Source organism: Sphingomonas sp. AC411 (assembly GCF_979253035.1).
Genome location: NZ_CEEDAQ010000001.1, coordinates 1,344,227 through 1,362,252, shown reverse-complemented (window position 1 = coordinate 1,362,252; position 18,026 = coordinate 1,344,227). Strand labels below are relative to the sequence as shown.

The window sequence follows — 18,026 nt, the reverse complement described above, 5'->3', positions numbered from 1 at the left end:
TGGCCGTGAACAGAGTTCTTGCCACATTCGGTACCGCGTTGGCGGTGCTGTCGATCGATCCGGTATCGGCGCAGGTCAAGACGCCGGCACCGCCGCCCGTCGCCGGTGCACGCCCGGTGACGATCGAGCGGATTACCGTCCACTCGCCCGCGATCGAAGGCAATCTCGAAGGCGAAAGTCCGGACCGGGCCGTGCTGGTGGTCCTGCCGCCGAGCTATCGCGCCAACCCGAAGCGGCGCTATCCGGTGGTCTATGCGCTGCACGGCTATTCGATCGGCGTCGAACAGTGGATCGGCGAGATCCACGTGCCGCAGACGATCGAGGGCGCGTTCGCCAAGGGTGCTCGCGAGATGATCGTCGTGCTGCCCGACAGCAAGACCGCGCATAACGGGTCCTTCTATTCGAGTTCGGTGACGGTTGGCGACTTCGAGACGTTCGTCGCGCGCGATCTGGTCGGCTATATAGACGGCCATTACCGGACGATCGCGGATCGTCGCAGTCGCGGCCTCGCGGGGCATTCGATGGGCGGTTACGGCACCGCGCGGATCGGCATGAAGCATCCCGAAACGTTCGGCGCTCTCTACATGATGAGCCCGTGCTGCCTCTCAACGCGTGCGCTCGGCACGCCGGATGCGGCGACAGAGACCGCGATCCGAGCGCTGCGCTCGCCGGCGGACAGCGCGACCTTGTCATGGGGGCAGCGCGCGCAACTCGCGACGGCGGCGGCGTGGTCGCCCAATCCCAAGGCGCCGCCGTTGTATCTCGATTTGCCGGTCAAGGATGGCGTGCCGCAGCCCGACGTCATGGCGCGTTGGGCGGCCAATGCGCCGCTGGCGATGCTCGATCAGTATGTCGGCAATATGCGACGCTATGCGGCGATCGGGATCGACGTCGGTGATCGCGACGGGTTGAAGGACGATGCCGGCAAGCTCCACACAGCGTTGGACAGCTACGGGATCGCGAACAGCTTCGAGGTGTATCCGGGCGATCATACCAGTGGCGTCGCCGGGCGCGTGCAGGACAAGATGATGCCGTTCTTCTCGCGCGCTTTGGCGTTCGGCAAGTGAGGGTCGGGTTGGCAATCGCGTTGGGGCTGATGGCGACCGCCGCGTCGGCGCAGGTGTGGCGATCGGATCAGGGCGACGGGACGTTCCGCAACCCGGTGCTGTTCGCGGATTATCCTGACCCCGACATCATCCGCGTCGGCAGCGACTATTATTTCGCGACCACGACGTTCGCGAACACGCCCGGGATCACGATCCTGCATAGCCGCGATCTGGTGAACTGGACGCTCGCGTCGCATCTCGTCGATCGGCTGGAGGGCAAGCCCGAATATGATCTGAAGGGCGGCAACGCGTACCGGCACGGGCTCTACGCCTCCTCGTTACGCTACCACGCTGGCACCTATTACCTGGCCAATACGCCGGTCGGGCAGAAGACGCGGATCTGGTACGCGAAGGACGTGCGCGGGCCGTGGCGCTATCACGAACTGGAGCGCGAGGCGTTCGATCCGGGGCTGTTCATCGAGCCGGATGGGCGCGCGTATCTGGCGACCGCGAGTACCGCGGACGGCACGATCACGCTGCTGACGCTGGACAAGGATCTGGCGCACGTCACCGCGTCGCAGAAGGTCCATTACATCAAGGGTGCGGAGGGGTCGAAGATCATCCGGCGCGGTTCGTATTATTACATGTTCAACGCGCTGCCGCCGCGGCTTGCGCTGAGCGTGTCGCGGCCGCGCAGCCTGTTCGGGCCGTGGGAAACGCGCGACCAGATCGACGACAAGACCGGCGGGCATCAGGGTGCGCTGGTCGACCTGCCCGATGGCCGCTGGTTCGGCTTCGTGATGGAGGATAGCGGCGCGATCGGGCGAATGACGAACCTCAGCCCGGTGTTCTGGCAGGACGACTGGCCGGTATGGGGCACGCGCGAGGCACCCGGTCGCGTGCCGCGGCGTGCGGCCAAGCCGATCCCCGGAGGTACTTTTGCGGAACCGGCGACGTCGGATGATTTCGGGAAGCGGACGCTCGGCTTGCAGTGGCAGTGGAACCATAATCCCGAGCCTTCGCGCTGGTCGCTGACCGAGCGGCCGGGCTGGTTGCGGTTGAAGCCGACGGTCGCGGCCGGGTTCTGGAGCGCGCGCAATACGCTGGTGCAGAAGGGGCAGGGGCCTGCGAGCCGAGGCGAGGTGAAGCTGGACATTCGCCATCTGGCGCCGGGGGATCGTTGCGGGTTCGGGACGTTTGGGCAGTTCAGCGGGAATATCACGGTGCAGGGCGCGGCAGTTGGCAAGGCGACGCTGGCGATGGAGGTGACCGAAGATACGGTCGATGGTGCGCGGACCGAGGTTCGCGCCACTGCGCCGTTGCCTCGGGCGGAGGCGCTGTGGTTGCGGACCGATATGGACTTCACGACCGATATTGCGCGGGTGGCGTATAGTGTGGACGGGCGGCGCTGGACTGGTCTGGGCGGCGACTTCCCGCTTGCGTTCGCGTGGCGGACGGGGACGTTCCAGGGCGAGCAACTCGCGCTGTTCTGCTATGCGCCGACGGCTAGTTCGGGGTGGATGGACGTCGACCGGTTCACGCTGTCGGCCTTGCTGCCGGCCAAGCCGGAGCGGGTACGTTAGCGTCGTTTTCAAACCCTTCCGTTCGTGCTGAGCGAAGTCGAAGCACCGCTCTCAACGGGTGTTACACATGTGGAGAGGGGCCCTTCGACTACGCTCAGGGCGAACGGGGGAGGGGCGGCCTCCCCGTCCCTATTTGTAGAGCGCGGCGTCCGCCCATGTTGCAGGTTGCGGCGTGCCGGTATTTACCGTCGCACCACTCCCCCGCGCCACCAACTCCACGATCCGCACGCCCGCCACCTTCGCCTCCAGCGGCACCGCCGCCTCTCCAAATTCCATCGGCCGCGACTTGGCGAGCAGGCGACCGTCGCCCCATACCTCGAACACCGTCGTGCCCGAGCGCGGCTGGCCGGAATCGTTGATGCCGACCTTGGCCGCGAACCGCGCGTAACCCTGGTTGCGGACTTCGAGTCGGGAGTTCGCCAGGACGCCGATCCCCGTGTCGAAGTCGGCGCCTGCTACCCGCATCAGTTTGCCATACGGTGCGCGGTCGGCTTCGGCGCCGCCCCAGCCGCCATATTGCGGGTGTTCGCCGGGACCTCGCGTGCCGGTCCACGGCGTGATCGACTGGTAGATCGTCGGATCGGGCTGTGGCACGACCACTCCGTCGGCGGCCGGATTGACGCGGCCGGTCTGCTCCGAAAGGTACAGCCCGCCCGGCAGGCGCCGCGTGCCGGTCGCGCGGAAGATCAGCGTTTCGTGCGGCGCGAGCGTCACCGCTACCTCCTTCCGAAAGCTCTGGTCCTTCTTGGTCCAGAGGTCCTTCAACCGCACGTCGGCGGTCGGCAGCATCTTGAGTTGCTCAGCGGTCAGCACGGCCTTGGCGGGCGAGGCGGTACGGTTGAACAGCGCGACGCCCTTGCTGCCGTCGGCGAGCGTCTTGACGAAGGTCTGCACCTCGCCGGAATCATAGGCGAGCACCGCCTGGTTGCCGGCCGGATCCTGGTTCAGCGCGACGATGTCCGCATTGCCGAAGATCGCGAGCAGTTCCGGCGTCAGTTTGCGCAGGTCGTAGCCGATGATCAGCGGCGAATTGACCATCGCCCATAGCGAGAAGTGCGACCGCGCCTCGGTCAGATGCGCCGCGTCGAAATCGCCGGTGCCGACGAACAGCATGTCGGGGTCGTTCCACGATCCGGGATGCGCATAGAGCGCGCGGTGCGTGACGGTGTCGAGGTTGGTGAGCATCCGCGGCCAGACCGGCTGGATATCGTCGCTGGTGCGCGAGGTATTGCCGACGTCCTTGCCCCAGGCGCGTACGTCGCCCGCGCCCCAGAGACACAGCGAATAGACGTAGGGGCGGTCGCCAGCGTGCGTGTGCAGCGCGGTGTGGACCTGTTCGTAGAGGCCACGGATGCCCGCCACGTCCGATCCGCCGAGCGACTGCATGTCGACCAGCGGTGTCAGCGCGCGATAGAGACCCGACTTCACCCGCGGTGCATCCGCCGGCAGGCCGCGTGCGCCGCAGCCATCGACCTTGATGAAATCGAAATTCCATTCGGCGAAGAACAACCGAATGTCCTGGTCGACATGGCCGTACAGCCCGACCTCGCGTTCCGCGACGCTGCCTTCGGGCTGGTTCTTGAAATCGGGGTGTAGATCTGGCCGCAGCTGTTGCGGCCGATGTCGGAATAGATGCCGGCCTTCAGCCCCATCGCGTGCAGCCGGTCGGTGAGCGGGCGGAAGCTGGTGTTCGCGCCGGTCGCAGCCGACGGGAAATGGCTGGTGCGGATCAGCAACCTCCCGTCGGGCTGGCGACGCTTGAGCCACCAGCCATCGTCGATGTTGACGTAGCGATAGCCGATGTCGCGCAGCTTGGTATCGACCAGCGCCTGTGCGGAGGCGAGCACCTTCTCCTCGTCGACGTCGCTGTTGAAGGCGTTCCACGAGTTCCAGCCCATCGGCGGCACCGGCGCGGAGCCGTCGGTGTTGGCGCTCCATTTGCCGGTAGGCGTCAGTGGGTCGGCGGCGGCTGTCGCGGCTGCAAGCGGACCGCACAAGGCGGCCAGCGCCACGCCGATCATCATTAAGGGGTGCGCTTCACTTCGGCAATTCCTTCGACGGGCGGGCGGTGAAGCGTGCGGATTGGACCGGCGCGCCGGTTCCCGGCTGGCCCGAGCCCACGGTGACGCGGTAGCTGCCCGCCGCGACCGAACGCGTGCCATCGACGGCCACCGAACTCAGATCGCGCGGCGACAGGTCGAAGGTGACGGTGCGGGCCTCACCGGGACGGAGCGCGGCACGCTGGAAGCCGCGCAGTGCGATCCGCGGCGTGCCCGGCCGATCCGGGAAATTCAGGTAAAGCTGCGCCACCTCTTCGCCCGGCCGATCGCCCTGGTTGGTCAGTCGCGTGGTGACACGGATGCCGGCCTCGGCGCCGCCGCGTGCGGGCGTCACGGTCGGCGTCGTATAGCCGAACCGCGTGTAGCTGAGCCCGTGGCCGAACGAATAGACCGGCGTGCCCGCAAAGTAGCGATAGGTGCGGCCCTTCATCGCGTAGTCGCCGAACGGCGGCAGGTCCGCGACGCTGCGGTAGAAGGTGAGCGGCAGGCGGCCCGACGGGTTGGTGCGGCCGGTGATGATGTTGGCCGCAGCCGTGCCGCCGGTCTCGCCCGGATACCAGGCCTCCAGCACCGCGGCGGCGTTGTCCTTCGCCCAGGCGAGGTTGATCGGGCTGCCGTTCATCGCGACCAGCACGATCGGCTTGCCGCTGGCCTTGGCCTGTTCGAGCATCGCAATCTGGTCCGCGGGCAGATCCAGCGTGGTCTTGTCGCCGCCCGAGAAGCCCGGCACCGTCACGCCGGTCTCCTCCGCTTCGAGGTCCGAGGTGAGACCGACGACCGCGACCAGCACGTCGGCGGCGGCCGCCGCGCGACGAAGTTCGGCCGATGGCGCATCTGACACGCGCTTCCACACCAAGTCGACCCCGCTGCCCTCGGCGCGGATCGCATAACGCCTGCCGCCTTCGAGTTTCAGCGTGGCCATACCGGGGAGGTCGTTCCAGCGTGCCTTGCGCCGGTCGGAGATCATCTTGCCGTCGAGCGTCAGCGTCCCGCCTGAACCCGACAGCCCGACGCGGTAGGTGCCGCTTTCGGGGGCACTAGGAAGCCGGTCCATTCGGTGCGGTGGACGTCGGCCACCCGCGCGAGATCGAGATTGCGGTCGCCGACGTCGGGCTCGATGCGGGTGACCACCGGCTGTGTCTGATACTTGGCCGCGGCGACCAGTTTCTCGCGCGTTCCAGGTGCGTATTGGGCGGGCATCGGCGTCGTCGGATTATAGTAGCGCGCGAGCAGGCCGGGCTTGCCGTCGGGCGTGAGCAGCGCGGACGTTGGCACGCGGTCACCGTCCGTGACGGACTCCCCGAACGGCACGAGCGTGACCTGGCTGGCACCGAGCGCGGTTTTCAGCCCCTCCAGCACCGACACAGGCCGGCCCGACAGCGGCGACGAGTAATTGCCGCGCAGCACGCGCGTGGCATCGCCGAGCGGGCCGATCACGGCGAGCTTCACGCCGGGCTTCAGCGGCAGGATGCCGTCGTTCTTGAGCAGCACCATCGATCGCTCGGCCGCAGCCAGTGCCAGCCGCCGATGCTCGGGAGCACCGACCACGCTGGTCGGTAGCGCTTGGGTGCGCCGGTAAGTCCGGGCAGATCGCCGGTCCGGTAGCGTGCGGCGAACAGGCGGACGAGGCTCCGGTCGACGTCCGCCTCGGTGATCAGATCGCGACTGAGTGCCTCGCGATACCGGGTGTCCAGGCCGGCGGTGTCGCCCAAGGTTTCGCCGTTGCACTCGTTGTCGACGCCCGCACGTATCGCAGCGGCGACCGCGGCGGCGCTGTCGGGCGCATATTTATGGTTGTCGGCGATGTCCTTCACCGCATCGCAGTCGGACACGACATAGCCCTTGAAGCCCCACGCCTCGCGCAGATGCTCCTTCAACAACAGATCGCTGGCGCAGGCGGGCTGACCGTCGATGCGGTTGTAGGCGCACATCACCGATGCCGCGCGTCCGTCGACCAGCGCCGCGCGGAAGGCGGGGAGGTAGGTGTCCTCCAGGTCGTGCGCGGAAACGAAGACGTTAGCGGAATGCCGCGTTCCTCGGGCCCGCTGTGCACCGCGAAGTGCTTCGGCGTGGCGATCACCTGCGGGCGATCGGGGTTGGGGCCCTGCATCCCGCGGACGAAGGCGACGCCCATCGCCGCGGTCAGGAACGGATCCTCGCCATATGTCTCCTGCCCGCGACCCCAGCGCGGATCGCGGAAGATGTTGATGTTGGGCGACCAAGTGTCGAGCCCGGTGCCGATATGCCCGTTCCTGCCGGTCTCGCGGCCGAGCGTGTGCAGCCCGCGTACCTCCTCGCTGATCGCGCCCGCGACGTCGTGGACGATCGGACCGTCGAAGGTCGCGGCAAGGCCGATCGGCTCGGGGAAGTTAGTGGTCGCGAGCGGGCCGAGCGCGCCGTGCAGCGACTCGGTCCACCAGTTGTACGCGGGCACGCCGAGCCGCGGGATGGCGGGCGCGACGTTGAGCAATTGCGGCAGTTTCTCGTCGAGCGTCATCCGCGCGACGATGGCGCGGGCCATCTGCTCGGCGGGGTCGGTTGCCGTCCGCTCGCTCGGTGCAGCGGCCGGCTCGCGTGCGATCGTAGGGGAGATTACGAGCGCGAGCCCGGCCGTCGCCAGGGCTTTCGCCCTCATGGTCATGCGCATCGTCAGTCTGTCCCGTTGCGGCGCGTTTCGGCGGCCGTTCTTGTTGTTCGCGCCCGTTTGAGGCTTATCGCGCCGGCACGACCGGCACTTCGAACGTGCCGACGGGCAGCGGTGCGTCGTCGGCGAGGTTGGTCGCGGGGGCGTCGGCCCAGGCATAGCGGACGCGTGTGACGGGTTGGCCATCGCCGGGGAGCGTGACCTCCGACCTCGCGACCTTGCCCGGAGCGTAGCGGCAGGTGCCGACCGCAGCGCCGCACAGTTCGAAGCCGATCGCCTGCGCGGAACTGCGAGCGTGCAACGCGCCCGTGACGCCGCGGAACCGGACCGTGAAGCTGCCATCCGGCTCACGCCGTGCATCGGCGACCGCCGGGCCGGAGGGCGCGATCTTTTCACCGTACACCGCCGCGCGCATCACGCGGGCGAGCCTTTGGCCAACCTCGTGCTTCTCGCCCGGATGGATGTCGAGCGCATCGCCGAGATCGAGCGCGACGGCGATGCCGGCGTGCGGGTCTGCCGCCGCCACGCGTCGTTGCGCATCGCGGACGTCGCCCCAGCCGCTTTCGTTGGGCGCGATCGCCGGGCTGCCGTAATTGGCGAGCTGGACGATCGCGAAGCCGGTCTCGGGCGTGCCGAAACGGCGCCGCCAGTCGGCGATCAATGCCGTCATCCGGCGATCGTAACCGGGGATGCCGGTGTCGGACTCGCCCTGATACCAGGCCATCCCGGCGAATTTCGTGGCGCCGAGCGGCGCGATCATCGCGTTGTAGAGCGTGCCCGCGCCATTGATGTCGTCCCACGGCACGCGCGGCGCGGCGCCCGCGAGACGCTTGGCGATCGCATAACGCCAGCCGGTACCGAGCGGTACGCTCGTTCCGTCGGCGAACGACAGGCGCATCGCATCCGCGGGGCCGGTCATCCCGCCATAGGCGTAGACGTCGTCGTCGTTGACGGTGATGACGTTGCGCCCGGCTTTCAAACTGCCGGCGGGCAGCGCGTAGACGCGCGATTGCGAGGCGAGGCTGCTGCCGCCGACGCCCACGCCGTTGACCCAGGTGCGGTCCGCGTCGTCGACCATGCCAAGCACCAGGGTCGCAGGGCCGCGCGCCTGTTCGGCGGTCAGCTGGACCTCGTGCTGGTACCAGAGCATGCCGTTGTAGCTGGCGAGTTCTGGCACGCCCCATGTCTCGAAATTGGTCATCGCTGGCACGGGACGCCAGTCGAGCGCGGCATCCGGCTGCCACGGCTCGCGGCCGACGGCGTCGCCCGAGCCCGTGCGCCACCAACTTTCCCAGATCGTCGACGCGCGGCGGTTGGCCGCGGCGGGATCGCGGGCATAAAGCGCGAGCAGGTCGGCGGGGTCGCCGAGCCCGGCCTGACGCAGCGCAGCGTCGCTCATCCACGCGCTGATCCGCGATCCGCCCCAGCTCGAATGCACTGCGCCGATCGGCACGCCCGACGTGCGGCGCAGCGCCTGGACCATGTAGAAGCACGCGGCGGAGAAGCTTGGCGCGGTGGTGGGGCCGGACACGGTCCATGCTGGCTGTTGGGCAAATCGCGCGACCGGTGCAGCGGCGGAGACCTTCTCTACGGTCAGCAGCCGGAGCTTGTCGTCGACCTCCGGATGCGCGTCTGGGAACAGGCTCTGACCCTGGTCGACGCGCAACTCCATGTTGCTCTGCCCCGAACACAGGAACACGTCGCCGACCAGGATATCGCGGAGGACCGCCGCACCGCTCGGCGCGGCGATCGTCAGGTCGTAGGGACCGCCGGCGGGAAGCGCGGGCAGGGTCGCCGAAAACTTGCCGTCGCGCGCGGCCTTGGCCGTGACGCTGCGGCCGGCGAGCGTGATCATCACCGTCTCGCCAGCCGCCGCCTGTCCGGTCAGGACGACGGGCTGGCCGCGCTGGATTACCGCGTGATCGCTCAGGATACCGTCGAGGCGCGGGGCCGCCGACGCGGCGGTCGCGCCGATGGTTAGGATCGCGCCGATGGCCAAGCACGCTGTGACGGTCCGCATAATGTTCCCCTGACGGCTAGATCGACCGAAGGCCGTGCCGCTTGATCTTATCGATGAGATCGCGGTGGCCCGGCAGGCTGCTGACCAGTCGCTGCGTCTGCATCTGGTTGTCGTGTCGCGCACGCCGCGCCAGCGCGAGGTCGTCGTCGATCGTGCCCGGCATCACCGCGGTCCGCGCACCCATGCCGTACAGCACATATTGATAGCTGGCGGACGGGAAGACCTCTTCGGCGCGGTCGAACTCGTCATGCACCCATGGCGACTGGAAGCGCCACAATTCCATCAGTCCCATCAGGCGGTCGGGGATCGTTTCCGGCCGCACATTGTCGCGCCAGAACGCGGTGTCGGTGCGCTTGGTCAGTGCATAATGCAGCTTGAGGAAGTCGATGATGCGGCCCCAGCGGTAGCTGGTGGTGTCGTTGAAGCGGCGCGCGACGACGTCCATCACCTCGCGGCAGGCCGGCATCTGTTCCGCGATCATCTTCGCCGAAAGCTCGATCAAGACGATCGCGGAGGCTTCGAGTGGCTCGAGGAACCCCGCCGCAAGACCGACCGCGACGCAGTTGCGCGCCCAGAACTGCTCGCGGTGACCGGCACGTATGGCTAGCTGCCGCGCGGTCAGGTCGCGCGCGGCAGGGCCGATATAGTCGCGCAGTTCCTGCTCGGCGGCATCCACGCTGATGTGACTGCTGGAGAAGACATGGCCGACCCCGCGCCGCGTCGGCAGGCCGATGTCCCAGATCCAGCCCGCCGACTGCGCGGTCGAGATCGTATGGCTCGCGATCGGATCGTCGGGCAGGTCGTACGGCACCTGCATCGCCAGCGCGGTGTCGCAGAACAGCACGTCGGTGCAGCTGCGGAATGGTACCTTCATCGCGCCGCCGATCAATAGTGCGGCAAAGCCCGTGCAGTCGACGAACAGGTCGCCCGCGATCGATATGCCCTGCTCGGTATCGAGACTGGCGATGTCGCCGCTCTCGTCGAGCCGGACCTCGGTGACGTCCGCCTTGACGTGGCGGACACCCAGCGTGTCGCAGCAATGCCGCTGGAGGAAGTGCGAGAATTTGCCCGCGTCGAGGTGGTAGGCGTAGTTCGCGTGGCCGTCATATTCGGGCGTCGCGATCGTCTTGGGACCGAGCCCTTCGTCGCAGATCCGGCCCTGCGGCGTGACCGTGTCGCAGAACGTCGTGCCGCCCTCTTCCGCCAGCCAGTGCGGCGCGAGGTTCACCTGCCCGAAATGCTGCGGGAGCATAAGCGGATGGTAATAGCCGTCGTCCGGCGCGCCGGTGGCCCAGCGGTTGAACCGTGCGCCCTGCTTGAAGGATGCGTCGCATTGCCGGAACAGTTCGGTCTCCGACACGCCCATCTTCTTGAGCGTGGAGCGCAGCGTCGGCCATGTCCCTTCGCCGACGCCGATGGTCGGCACGTTGGGCGATTCGGCCAGGGTCACGGTGAAGCCGTGCTGGCGACGGGCCTGATGCTTGGCCGCGATGACGCCCGCGGTCAGCCACCCTGCGGTGCCGCCGCCGACGATAACGATGTTCTGAATTTCGTGCATGGTGCAGCGTAATCGAAAGAGGCGGAGCACGAACAAATCGTGCTCCGCCAGGGGGAGAGGGTCAGAAGCGGTAGCGGATACCGGCCGTGTAGCGACGGCCGTAATCGAACACGTCGAGCAGCTGGTTGTCGTATCGACCGTGCGTGCTCTGCTGGTTGTTGTTGATGTTCAGCGCCTCGCCGAACACGCTGAAGTGCTTGTTGATGTCGTAGCTCGTCGTCAGGTCGATCTGGAAGCTCTGGTTGACGAAGGTCGGCTCGGCACCGAACGACCCGGTGTTCTGGTTCTGGCCGAACTGGAGCAGATACTTGTCGCGCCAGTTGAGCGCCGTCCTGAACTGGAACCCGCCCTTGTCGTAGAAGCCGACGAAGTTCGCCGAGTTCGCCAGGCCCGTGACCGCGAAGCCGGTCTGCGAGATGTTCTTGTCGTCATAGGGCCGGTTGGTGTTCACGAACGTCGCATTGGCCTGGAAGCCAAAGCCGGTGTCGCCGAAGACCTGCTGCCAGGCGAGCTCGACGCCGCGTACGGTGGCGTCGGGTCCGTTGACCTGCTGGGTGACCGCGAAGCTGGCGAGCTGTCCGGTGGTCGGATCGACGAGGCCGTTGATCGTCTGCCGCGTCACGCCGCCGACCACGAAGTTGCTGACGTTCTTCAGGAAGAAGCCGACCGACAGGTACGAGTTCCGCTTATAGTACCATTCCGCCCCGATATCGAAATTGTCGGCGAGATAGGGCTTGAGGTCCGGGTTGCCGCCGCTTGCCGACAGGGCGCCGATGCGCTGGCCGTTGCCGACGTTGAGCACCGGGTTCAGCAGCGCGAGCGACGGACGGGTCAGCGTCCGCGAGGCATCGAACCGGAGGATTAGATTGTCCGTCAGTTCCAGCTTCGCATCCATGCTGGGCAGCAGGTACGAGTAGGAGCTGTTGCTCGTGACGCCTTGCACTTCCGTATAGGTCGGGATGCTCAGCAGCGTCCGGTCCGCCGTGCTGGTCACCAGCGACGTCGGCAGGCGACCCTGTCCGGTCGAGACGAGGTTGGTGTTCTCGTTACGCACGCCTGCGTTGAAGGTGAACGGCAGGCTGCCGATCTCGGTCTTGAAGTTGACGCTGAAGTACAGCGACCACGTCCGCTCCCTGACGCGCAATATGCTGCCCGGATCGACCGCTTCGTCGAAGGTCCCGGTGAAGCCGGTCACGTTCGCATAGTTGAAGCCCGGCACGTTCTGCGCCTGCGGGTTGCCCAGGCTGGTCAGATAGTTCTGGTAGGCGACCGGGCTGAACACGAACACCGATGGCGGCAGGCTGCCGTCGAACCCCGGGATGAAGTTGTTGAGGCTGACCGATCCCTGGTACAGGCTGCCCGGCAGGGGCGCGACGCCCGAGGTGCCGGCGGAGGGCGCACCATAACCGGCATAGGCCTGCCAGAAATTGTTCGTGAACGTGCTGGTGTTCCGGAAGTTGAACGTATCCTGATAGAATTGGCCGCCGGCCTTGATCGTCAGGTCGTCCTGCTTCCAGGTGGCATTGCCGCGGAACTGCATCAGTTCGTCGGTGTTGCGCTGCGTCTGGTTGACCGCGACATGCGTGCCGATCAGCGACGTGTCCGCCCAGGCGGCGGTGTTGCCGGCCGGACCGAAGTTGCTAATCGTCGGGAACGCGCCGCTGCTGTTGCCGTCGACCGTGAACTGCAACGTGTTGCCCAGCGCACTGCCATAGCCGATGTCGCCGTTCTGGCTGCCGATGACGTTGCCGGGGTTCCGCCAGCTCTTCGCATAGGACCCGTCGGCCTCGAGCGTCAGATTGTCGGTCACGTCGTATTTAACGTTGAGGCCGGTCTGATTGGTCTGCAGGATCTCGGTGTTGCGCGCCGCCGTGAAGTCGGTCGGCGTACCGGCCTGCGTGAAGTCGACCGCGGTCCCGTTTCCGTCGAGGGTCACGTTGCGCAGATCGCCCTGGTTGAACCAGACGCCGAACGCGTAGTTGTTCTGGACGATTTCCTGGCGCGAGAAGTTATTGTCCAGCGTGATCATCAGGTCGTCGGTCGGATGATATTGGAACGCGACGCGGGCGTCGACGCGCTCGTCCTTCACGCGCTGCTGCTCCGCGCCATATTGCTGCGGGAACCAGCCCGGGATGTTCTGGCGGTTGTTGGGGTTCGCGTACGCCGCCGATGCCGTATCGCTGGTCGGCGAGCACGCCCCGGCACCGGCGTTCCCAGCCAGCTGGCACGGCGCGAAGTTACCGCCCGGCCAACCGGACACGTACACGCGGTTGGTATCGGTATCACGCCGCGTGTAGATGACGTCGGCCAGCACGCCGAACGTCTCGTCCGCGTTGGTATCGCTGATCAGCAGGCCCGCGGTCGGCACGATCCTGCCGGCCCGCTCCTGGATCGAACCCGAGCCGGTCGCGGCAAGGCGGAAGCCGGGATGATCGAACGGCTTCGGGAACTGGATGTCGACCGTCGCACCGATCGAGCTCGACGACAGCGATACGTCCGGGGTCTTGAGCACGCTGAGCTGGCCGATGAAGTCGACGCCGACGGTGCTGAAATCGATCTGGCGACCACCGGTGGCGGTCGAGATGCGACGGCCGTCATACAGAGTGGTGTTGAAATCGCCGCCGAAGCCGCGGACGGTGATGCCCGTAGGCTCGCCACGCGAACCCGAGCGCTGGATCGACACGCCGGGAAGGCGCTGCAAGGCCGCTGCGACGTTCGAATCGGGGAATTTGCCGATATCCTCGGCAGATATGACGTCCACGACGCCCGAGGACGTGCGCTTCAGGTCGAGGTTGCGCTGCAACGAGCCGCGCAGGCCGGTGATGATGATCTCGTCGCCTTCGCCGGCTGCGTTGCCCTGCGATGCGTCGGGCGCGGTCGCCGGATCCTGCGGCTGCCCGGCCTGCGCCGCGGTAGTCGTGTTCGCGGTGGAAGGGACGGCGGGCTGCGGGGCGGCCGGCTGAACGGTCGTGCTGTTCTGCGGCGTACCTTGGTCCTGTGCCAAAGCAGGGATCGACCACATCAACGCCATGACGCTGGTGGCACAAGCAAGTGTGTTCTTTGGCCGCGACAAGCTGTGAAGGCCCAAATCACGAAAATTCGTGGTCATATCCAGTCATCCCCTCATGCAACGTCGCTCCGCTCTTCTTCTGAGAAGCATGCGCGACCAAATCTTGTGATGGGCGAATCAGGTGCTCTACGAACCGTCTCGGCCATCACCGTTAGCGCTCCCACCATACGCACCCTATTTGGAGTTGCAAGCATTTGTATGAGTGATCGCACCGCGCCTTTGCAACCGCGCCGCGCTGTGCGATCTGAGGGGCAAAGACGATAGCGAGATAGGGAGAAGGCGATGCCGGCCTGGGAAATGCTGAACCACGCACAGCATGCGTCGCTTCGCGTATCGCGGGCCTGTGATGGCCAGCGGCATTTTGCGCAGATCGTCGCGGACGAGTTTTTGCAGGCCGCGCCCTATTATCCTATCCTCTTCACCAAGCATCCGGAGACGGGCGCGTTCTACGCCGGGGTCGTGATGGGGCTGGAGCCGGGACAAAATCTGCTGACGAAGGAGGGCGTTCTGGCGGATTATCGTCCTGCCGATCTGGAGCGCCAGGGCTTCTATATCACCGACGGACAGTTGGTCGTGGATCGCGACCATCCGGTGTTCGTCGCGCCCGATGGCCAGCCGGTATTCGAGCTGGATGGAGAGGCAGCGCTACCATTGAAACGGGTTCAGCACGCGTTGCATGTGCTGGAGAGAGGCCTCCCCGAAACCGATGCGTTTATCGGACGCCTGCTGGAGCACCGCCTGCTGGAACCGATCGACATCTCGATGTCGTTCGACGACGGCGAGAGCCTGACGCTCGAAGGGCTGTACACGATCAGCCTCGACGCGTTGCACGCGCTGCCCGACGCGGCCGCGCTCGACCTCTTCCACAGTGGCGATCTGCAGCTTGCCTATGCCCAGACCGGGTCGGTGCGCCATCTGCGGACGCTGGGACGCCGCCGGAACGACCGGCTGGGAGAAATCGGCCGATGATCCACGAGCCGCCCGCTGGCGCGTTGCGCGATCCGGACCATTTCCGGACGATCGTCATGGAACGGGGAGAACCCGCGATCATGCGCGGTGCGGCGCGCGATTGGGCGATGCTGGCCGATCGTACGGCACCGGGCGAAAACCTGGCCGGGGTCATCGACCAATTCCGGCGCTTCGACGCGGGGCGGCTGGCGGAGGTGTTCGTCGGCAAACCGGAGATCGCGGCGCGGTACAATTACGATGCGTCGATGGCTGGCTTCAATTTCGATCGGAGCATGATCCGGTTCGACGACGCGCTCACGCAGATCCTCGCGAGCGCGTCCGAGCCTGATCGACCCAGCATGTATATGGGGTCGCTGGCGGCGGAGACGTATTTCCCCGGCATCGAGGAGACGACCCGGCTGCCGTTCGTGCCGGTCGCCGTCCGTCCGCGGTTCTGGATCGGTCACCCGTCCACCGTCGCCTGCCATTACGATACGATGGACAATGTCGCCTGCGTGGCGGTGGGTCGGCGTCGCTTCACGCTGTTTCCGCCCGATGCGATCGAGGACCTGTACGTCGGGCCGATCGACCACACGCTGGCCGGGCAACCGATAAGCCTCGCGGTCGGCAGCGAACCGGGCGATCCGCGGTACCCGAAGTTCGCGCAGGCGAGGGACCGGGCATTGGTCGTCGAACTCGATCCCGGCGACGCCCTCTATATCCCGAAGCTGTGGTGGCATCAGGTCGAGGCGCTCAGCGAGGTCAACGTGCTCGTCAATTTCTGGTGGGATGGTTTCGCGACAGGGCCCGACCAGCCATACACCGCGATGCTGATGTCCATGCTCGCGATCGCCGAGCGGCCGCCTGCCGAGCGCGAAGCATGGCGCGCATGGTTCGATCATTACGTGTTTCGCCCGGACGGCCACCCGCTGTCGTTCCTGCCCGTCGAGCAGCACGGCGTGCTCGGGGCACAATCGAAGGACAATTACGCGCGCATCCGCACGCTCGTCATGCGCCTATTGCGCGGCGGCTGACGGCGAACCGCGCCGCATCACGCGGCGGTTCGCCGGAAACAGCATGCCTCGTGGTCGTCGACCAGTCCGCATGCCTGCATCCACGCATAGACGATGACCGGCCCGACGAACTTGAACCCGCGCTGCTTGAGCGCCGCGGACAGCGCCGCCGATGCCGGCGACCGGGTCAGCGCCTTCTCGCCATCGCCGACGACCGGGGAGCCGTCGACGAAGCGTCAGACGAAATCGGCGAAATCTTCGCCGGCGTCGCGCATCGCCAGATAGGCGCGGGCGTTGCCGATCGTCGCTTCGATCTTGGCGCGCGAGCGGACGATGCCGGCATTGGCAAGCATCGCCGTGACGTCGTCCTCGCCGAACCCAGCAACGGTCTCGGGGTCGAAGCCCGCGAATGCCGCACGAAACGCATCGCGCTTTCGCAGGATCGTGATCCAGGCCAGCCCGGCCTGAAACCCGTCGAGCATCAACTTTTCCCACAGCGCGCGCGGATCGCGCTCGGGCACGCCCCATTCGGCATCGTGATAGGCGGCAAGCAACGGATCGCTCTGCGCCCAGCGACAGCGCGTGACGTCCGAAATCGTCATGTCGGGCACCGCGAGGTTTGATCGGGAAGTGTCATGTTGCCCGGTACGATGCGCGGTTTGCGCGCCTCTGTCGATCCTGCGCGGCAATGTCGCGCACCGAGAAAGGATCGGAACTTGCCAGCGTCTGGTGCGATAGCGAAGGTGATGAAGGGCACCGAAGACGGTGCGAATTGCCGAGAGAGGATCGCTGGACGCCATGCCGACCGACCTATCGTCCACCAAGCGCGCGGGCACCCCGTTCGGATACCATGATCGACCACGGATGGTCCTCATGAGTGCTGCCCCGACCGCACGGGCGGTGGCGATCGGTGAGCGGGTCGAGCGGTTCGTGCGCGAGGTCGTCATACCCTTCGAGCGCGATCCGCGGCGCGGTCCCCATGGTCCGTCGGACGATCTCGTCCACGAGATGCGGGGGCTGGCACGCGAGGCCGGCGTGCTGACGCCGCACATTCTCGGCGATGGCGAGCACCTGACCCAGGCGGAGACCGCGTATGTGCTGATCCGCTCGGGCCTGTCGCCGCTCGGTCCGCTGGCCTGCAACACGATGGCCCCCGATGAAGGCAATATGTACCTGATCGGCAAGGCCGGTACGACGGCGCAGAAGGCACGTTTCCTGACGCCGATGATCGCCGGCCATGCGCGGTCGGCGTTCTTCATGACCGAGCCGGCGGCAGAAGGGGGCGCGGGCTCCGATCCGTCGATGATGCAGACGACCGCGCGGCTCGACGGCAACCACTGGGTGATCGACGGGCGCAAGGCGTTCATCACCGGGGCCGACGGCGCGAAGGTCGGCATCGTCATGGCGCGTACCGACGCGGGTGACGGAAAGCTCGCGGCGACGATGTTCCTGGTCGATCTGCCCGATCCGGCGATCCGCATCGAACGCGTGCTCGATACGATCGACAGTTCGATGCCGGGCGGTCACGCGGTAATCGCGATCGACGGTCTGCGTGTTTCGTCAGACGCGATCCTCGGCGCGCCGCACGAGGGGTTTCGCTACGCTCAGGTGCGGCTGTCCCCGGCACGATTGTCACACTGCATGCGCTGGCTCGGCGCCTGCGTCCGCGCCAACGATATCGCTGTCGATTATGCCTGTCGCCGTCACGCGTTCGGCAAGCCGCTGATCGATCACGAGGGTGTCGGCTTCATGCTGGCCGAAAATATGATCGACCTCCGCCAGGCCGAATTGATGATCGACTGGTGCGCCGGGGTGCTCGATACCGGATCGCTCGGTACCGCGGAGAGTTCGATGGCGAAGGTCGCGGTGTCGGAGGCGCTGATGCGGATCGCCGACCGCTGCGTTCAGGTGATGGGCGGCACGGGCGTGACTGGCGATACGATCGTCGAGCAGGTATTCCGTGAGGTCCGCGCCTTCCGCATCTACGACGGCCCGACCGAAGTCCATAAATGGAGCCTCGCCAAGAAGATCAAGCGCGACTGGAAGGCGCAGGCCAGCGAGGCTCAGGGTTGAGCGAGGCGCTT

At 66.6% G+C, this 18,026-nt stretch carries 10 protein-coding genes and 2 pseudogenes; 5 read left to right on the top strand and 7 right to left on the bottom strand.

Annotation, left to right across the window (positions count from 1 at the left end; genetic code table 11):
- The first annotated feature begins 5 nt into the window (after positions 1-5).
- Both AC0IX7_RS06900 and AC0IX7_RS06895 read left to right on the top strand, forming a co-directional pair.
- The gene (locus AC0IX7_RS06900; protein WP_471810958.1) at positions 6-1,067 is read left to right on the top strand and encodes an alpha/beta hydrolase; all 1,062 of its coding nucleotides are present in this window, start codon (positions 6-8) and stop codon (positions 1,065-1,067) included.
- A gap of 29 nt (positions 1,068-1,096) precedes the next feature.
- Positions 1,097-2,629, top strand: a complete 1,533-nt coding sequence (locus AC0IX7_RS06895) for a glycoside hydrolase family 43 protein (RefSeq protein WP_471810957.1) — start codon at positions 1,097-1,099, stop codon at positions 2,627-2,629.
- 129 nt (positions 2,630-2,758) lie between these two features.
- Here the strand turns inward: AC0IX7_RS06895 and AC0IX7_RS06890 are convergent, their stop codons facing one another.
- The 6 genes and pseudogenes from AC0IX7_RS06890 to AC0IX7_RS06865 all read right to left on the bottom strand — a co-directional run bounded on the left by AC0IX7_RS06890 (position 2,759) and on the right by AC0IX7_RS06865 (position 13,942).
- Positions 2,759-4,138, bottom strand: a complete 1,380-nt coding sequence (locus AC0IX7_RS06890; protein ID WP_471810956.1) for an NPCBM/NEW2 domain-containing protein — start codon at positions 4,136-4,138, stop codon at positions 2,759-2,761.
- A complete protein-coding gene (locus tag AC0IX7_RS06885; RefSeq protein WP_471810955.1) occupies positions 4,054-4,653 on the bottom strand; it encodes a hypothetical protein in 600 nt (199 codons plus the stop codon). The genes AC0IX7_RS06890 and AC0IX7_RS06885 overlap by 85 nt, the downstream gene beginning before the upstream one ends.
- A 13-nt stretch (positions 4,654-4,666) precedes the next feature.
- Positions 4,667-7,336, bottom strand: a pseudogene (locus AC0IX7_RS06880) (glycoside hydrolase family 3 C-terminal domain-containing protein).
- 64 nt (positions 7,337-7,400) lie between these two features.
- Positions 7,401-9,353 (bottom strand): sialate O-acetylesterase, encoded by a 1,953-nt coding sequence (locus AC0IX7_RS06875; protein WP_471810954.1) that lies wholly within the window; start codon positions 9,351-9,353, stop codon positions 7,401-7,403.
- 16 nt (positions 9,354-9,369) lie between these two features.
- Complete coding sequence (locus tag AC0IX7_RS06870; protein WP_471810953.1) at positions 9,370-10,911, bottom strand: tryptophan halogenase family protein; 1,542 nt, start codon at positions 10,909-10,911, stop codon at positions 9,370-9,372.
- Between the two features lie 61 nt (positions 10,912-10,972).
- A complete protein-coding gene (locus tag AC0IX7_RS06865) occupies positions 10,973-13,942 on the bottom strand; it encodes a TonB-dependent receptor (RefSeq protein ID WP_471810952.1) in 2,970 nt (989 codons plus the stop codon).
- Between the two features lie 321 nt (positions 13,943-14,263).
- Here AC0IX7_RS06865 and AC0IX7_RS06860 point away from each other — a divergent pair, with 321 nt between their 5' ends.
- Positions 14,264-14,950: a SapC family protein gene (locus tag AC0IX7_RS06860; protein WP_471810951.1), complete on the top strand. Its 687-nt coding sequence runs from the start codon at positions 14,264-14,266 to the stop codon at positions 14,948-14,950.
- Complete coding sequence (locus tag AC0IX7_RS06855) at positions 14,947-15,963, top strand: cupin-like domain-containing protein (RefSeq protein ID WP_471810950.1); 1,017 nt, start codon at positions 14,947-14,949, stop codon at positions 15,961-15,963. Before AC0IX7_RS06860 ends, AC0IX7_RS06855 begins: the two co-directional genes overlap by 4 nt.
- Before the next feature lie 17 nt (positions 15,964-15,980).
- On the opposite strand, the pseudogene AC0IX7_RS06850 reads toward AC0IX7_RS06855, so the two are convergent.
- Positions 15,981-16,544 (bottom strand): annotated as a pseudogene (locus tag AC0IX7_RS06850) (DNA-3-methyladenine glycosylase I).
- Positions 16,545-16,815: 271 nt separating this feature from the next.
- Here AC0IX7_RS06850 and AC0IX7_RS06845 point away from each other — a divergent pair.
- Positions 16,816-18,015, top strand: coding sequence for an acyl-CoA dehydrogenase family protein (locus AC0IX7_RS06845; protein WP_471813776.1), 1,200 nt, complete (start codon positions 16,816-16,818; stop codon positions 18,013-18,015).
- Positions 18,016-18,026 lie beyond the last annotated feature (11 nt).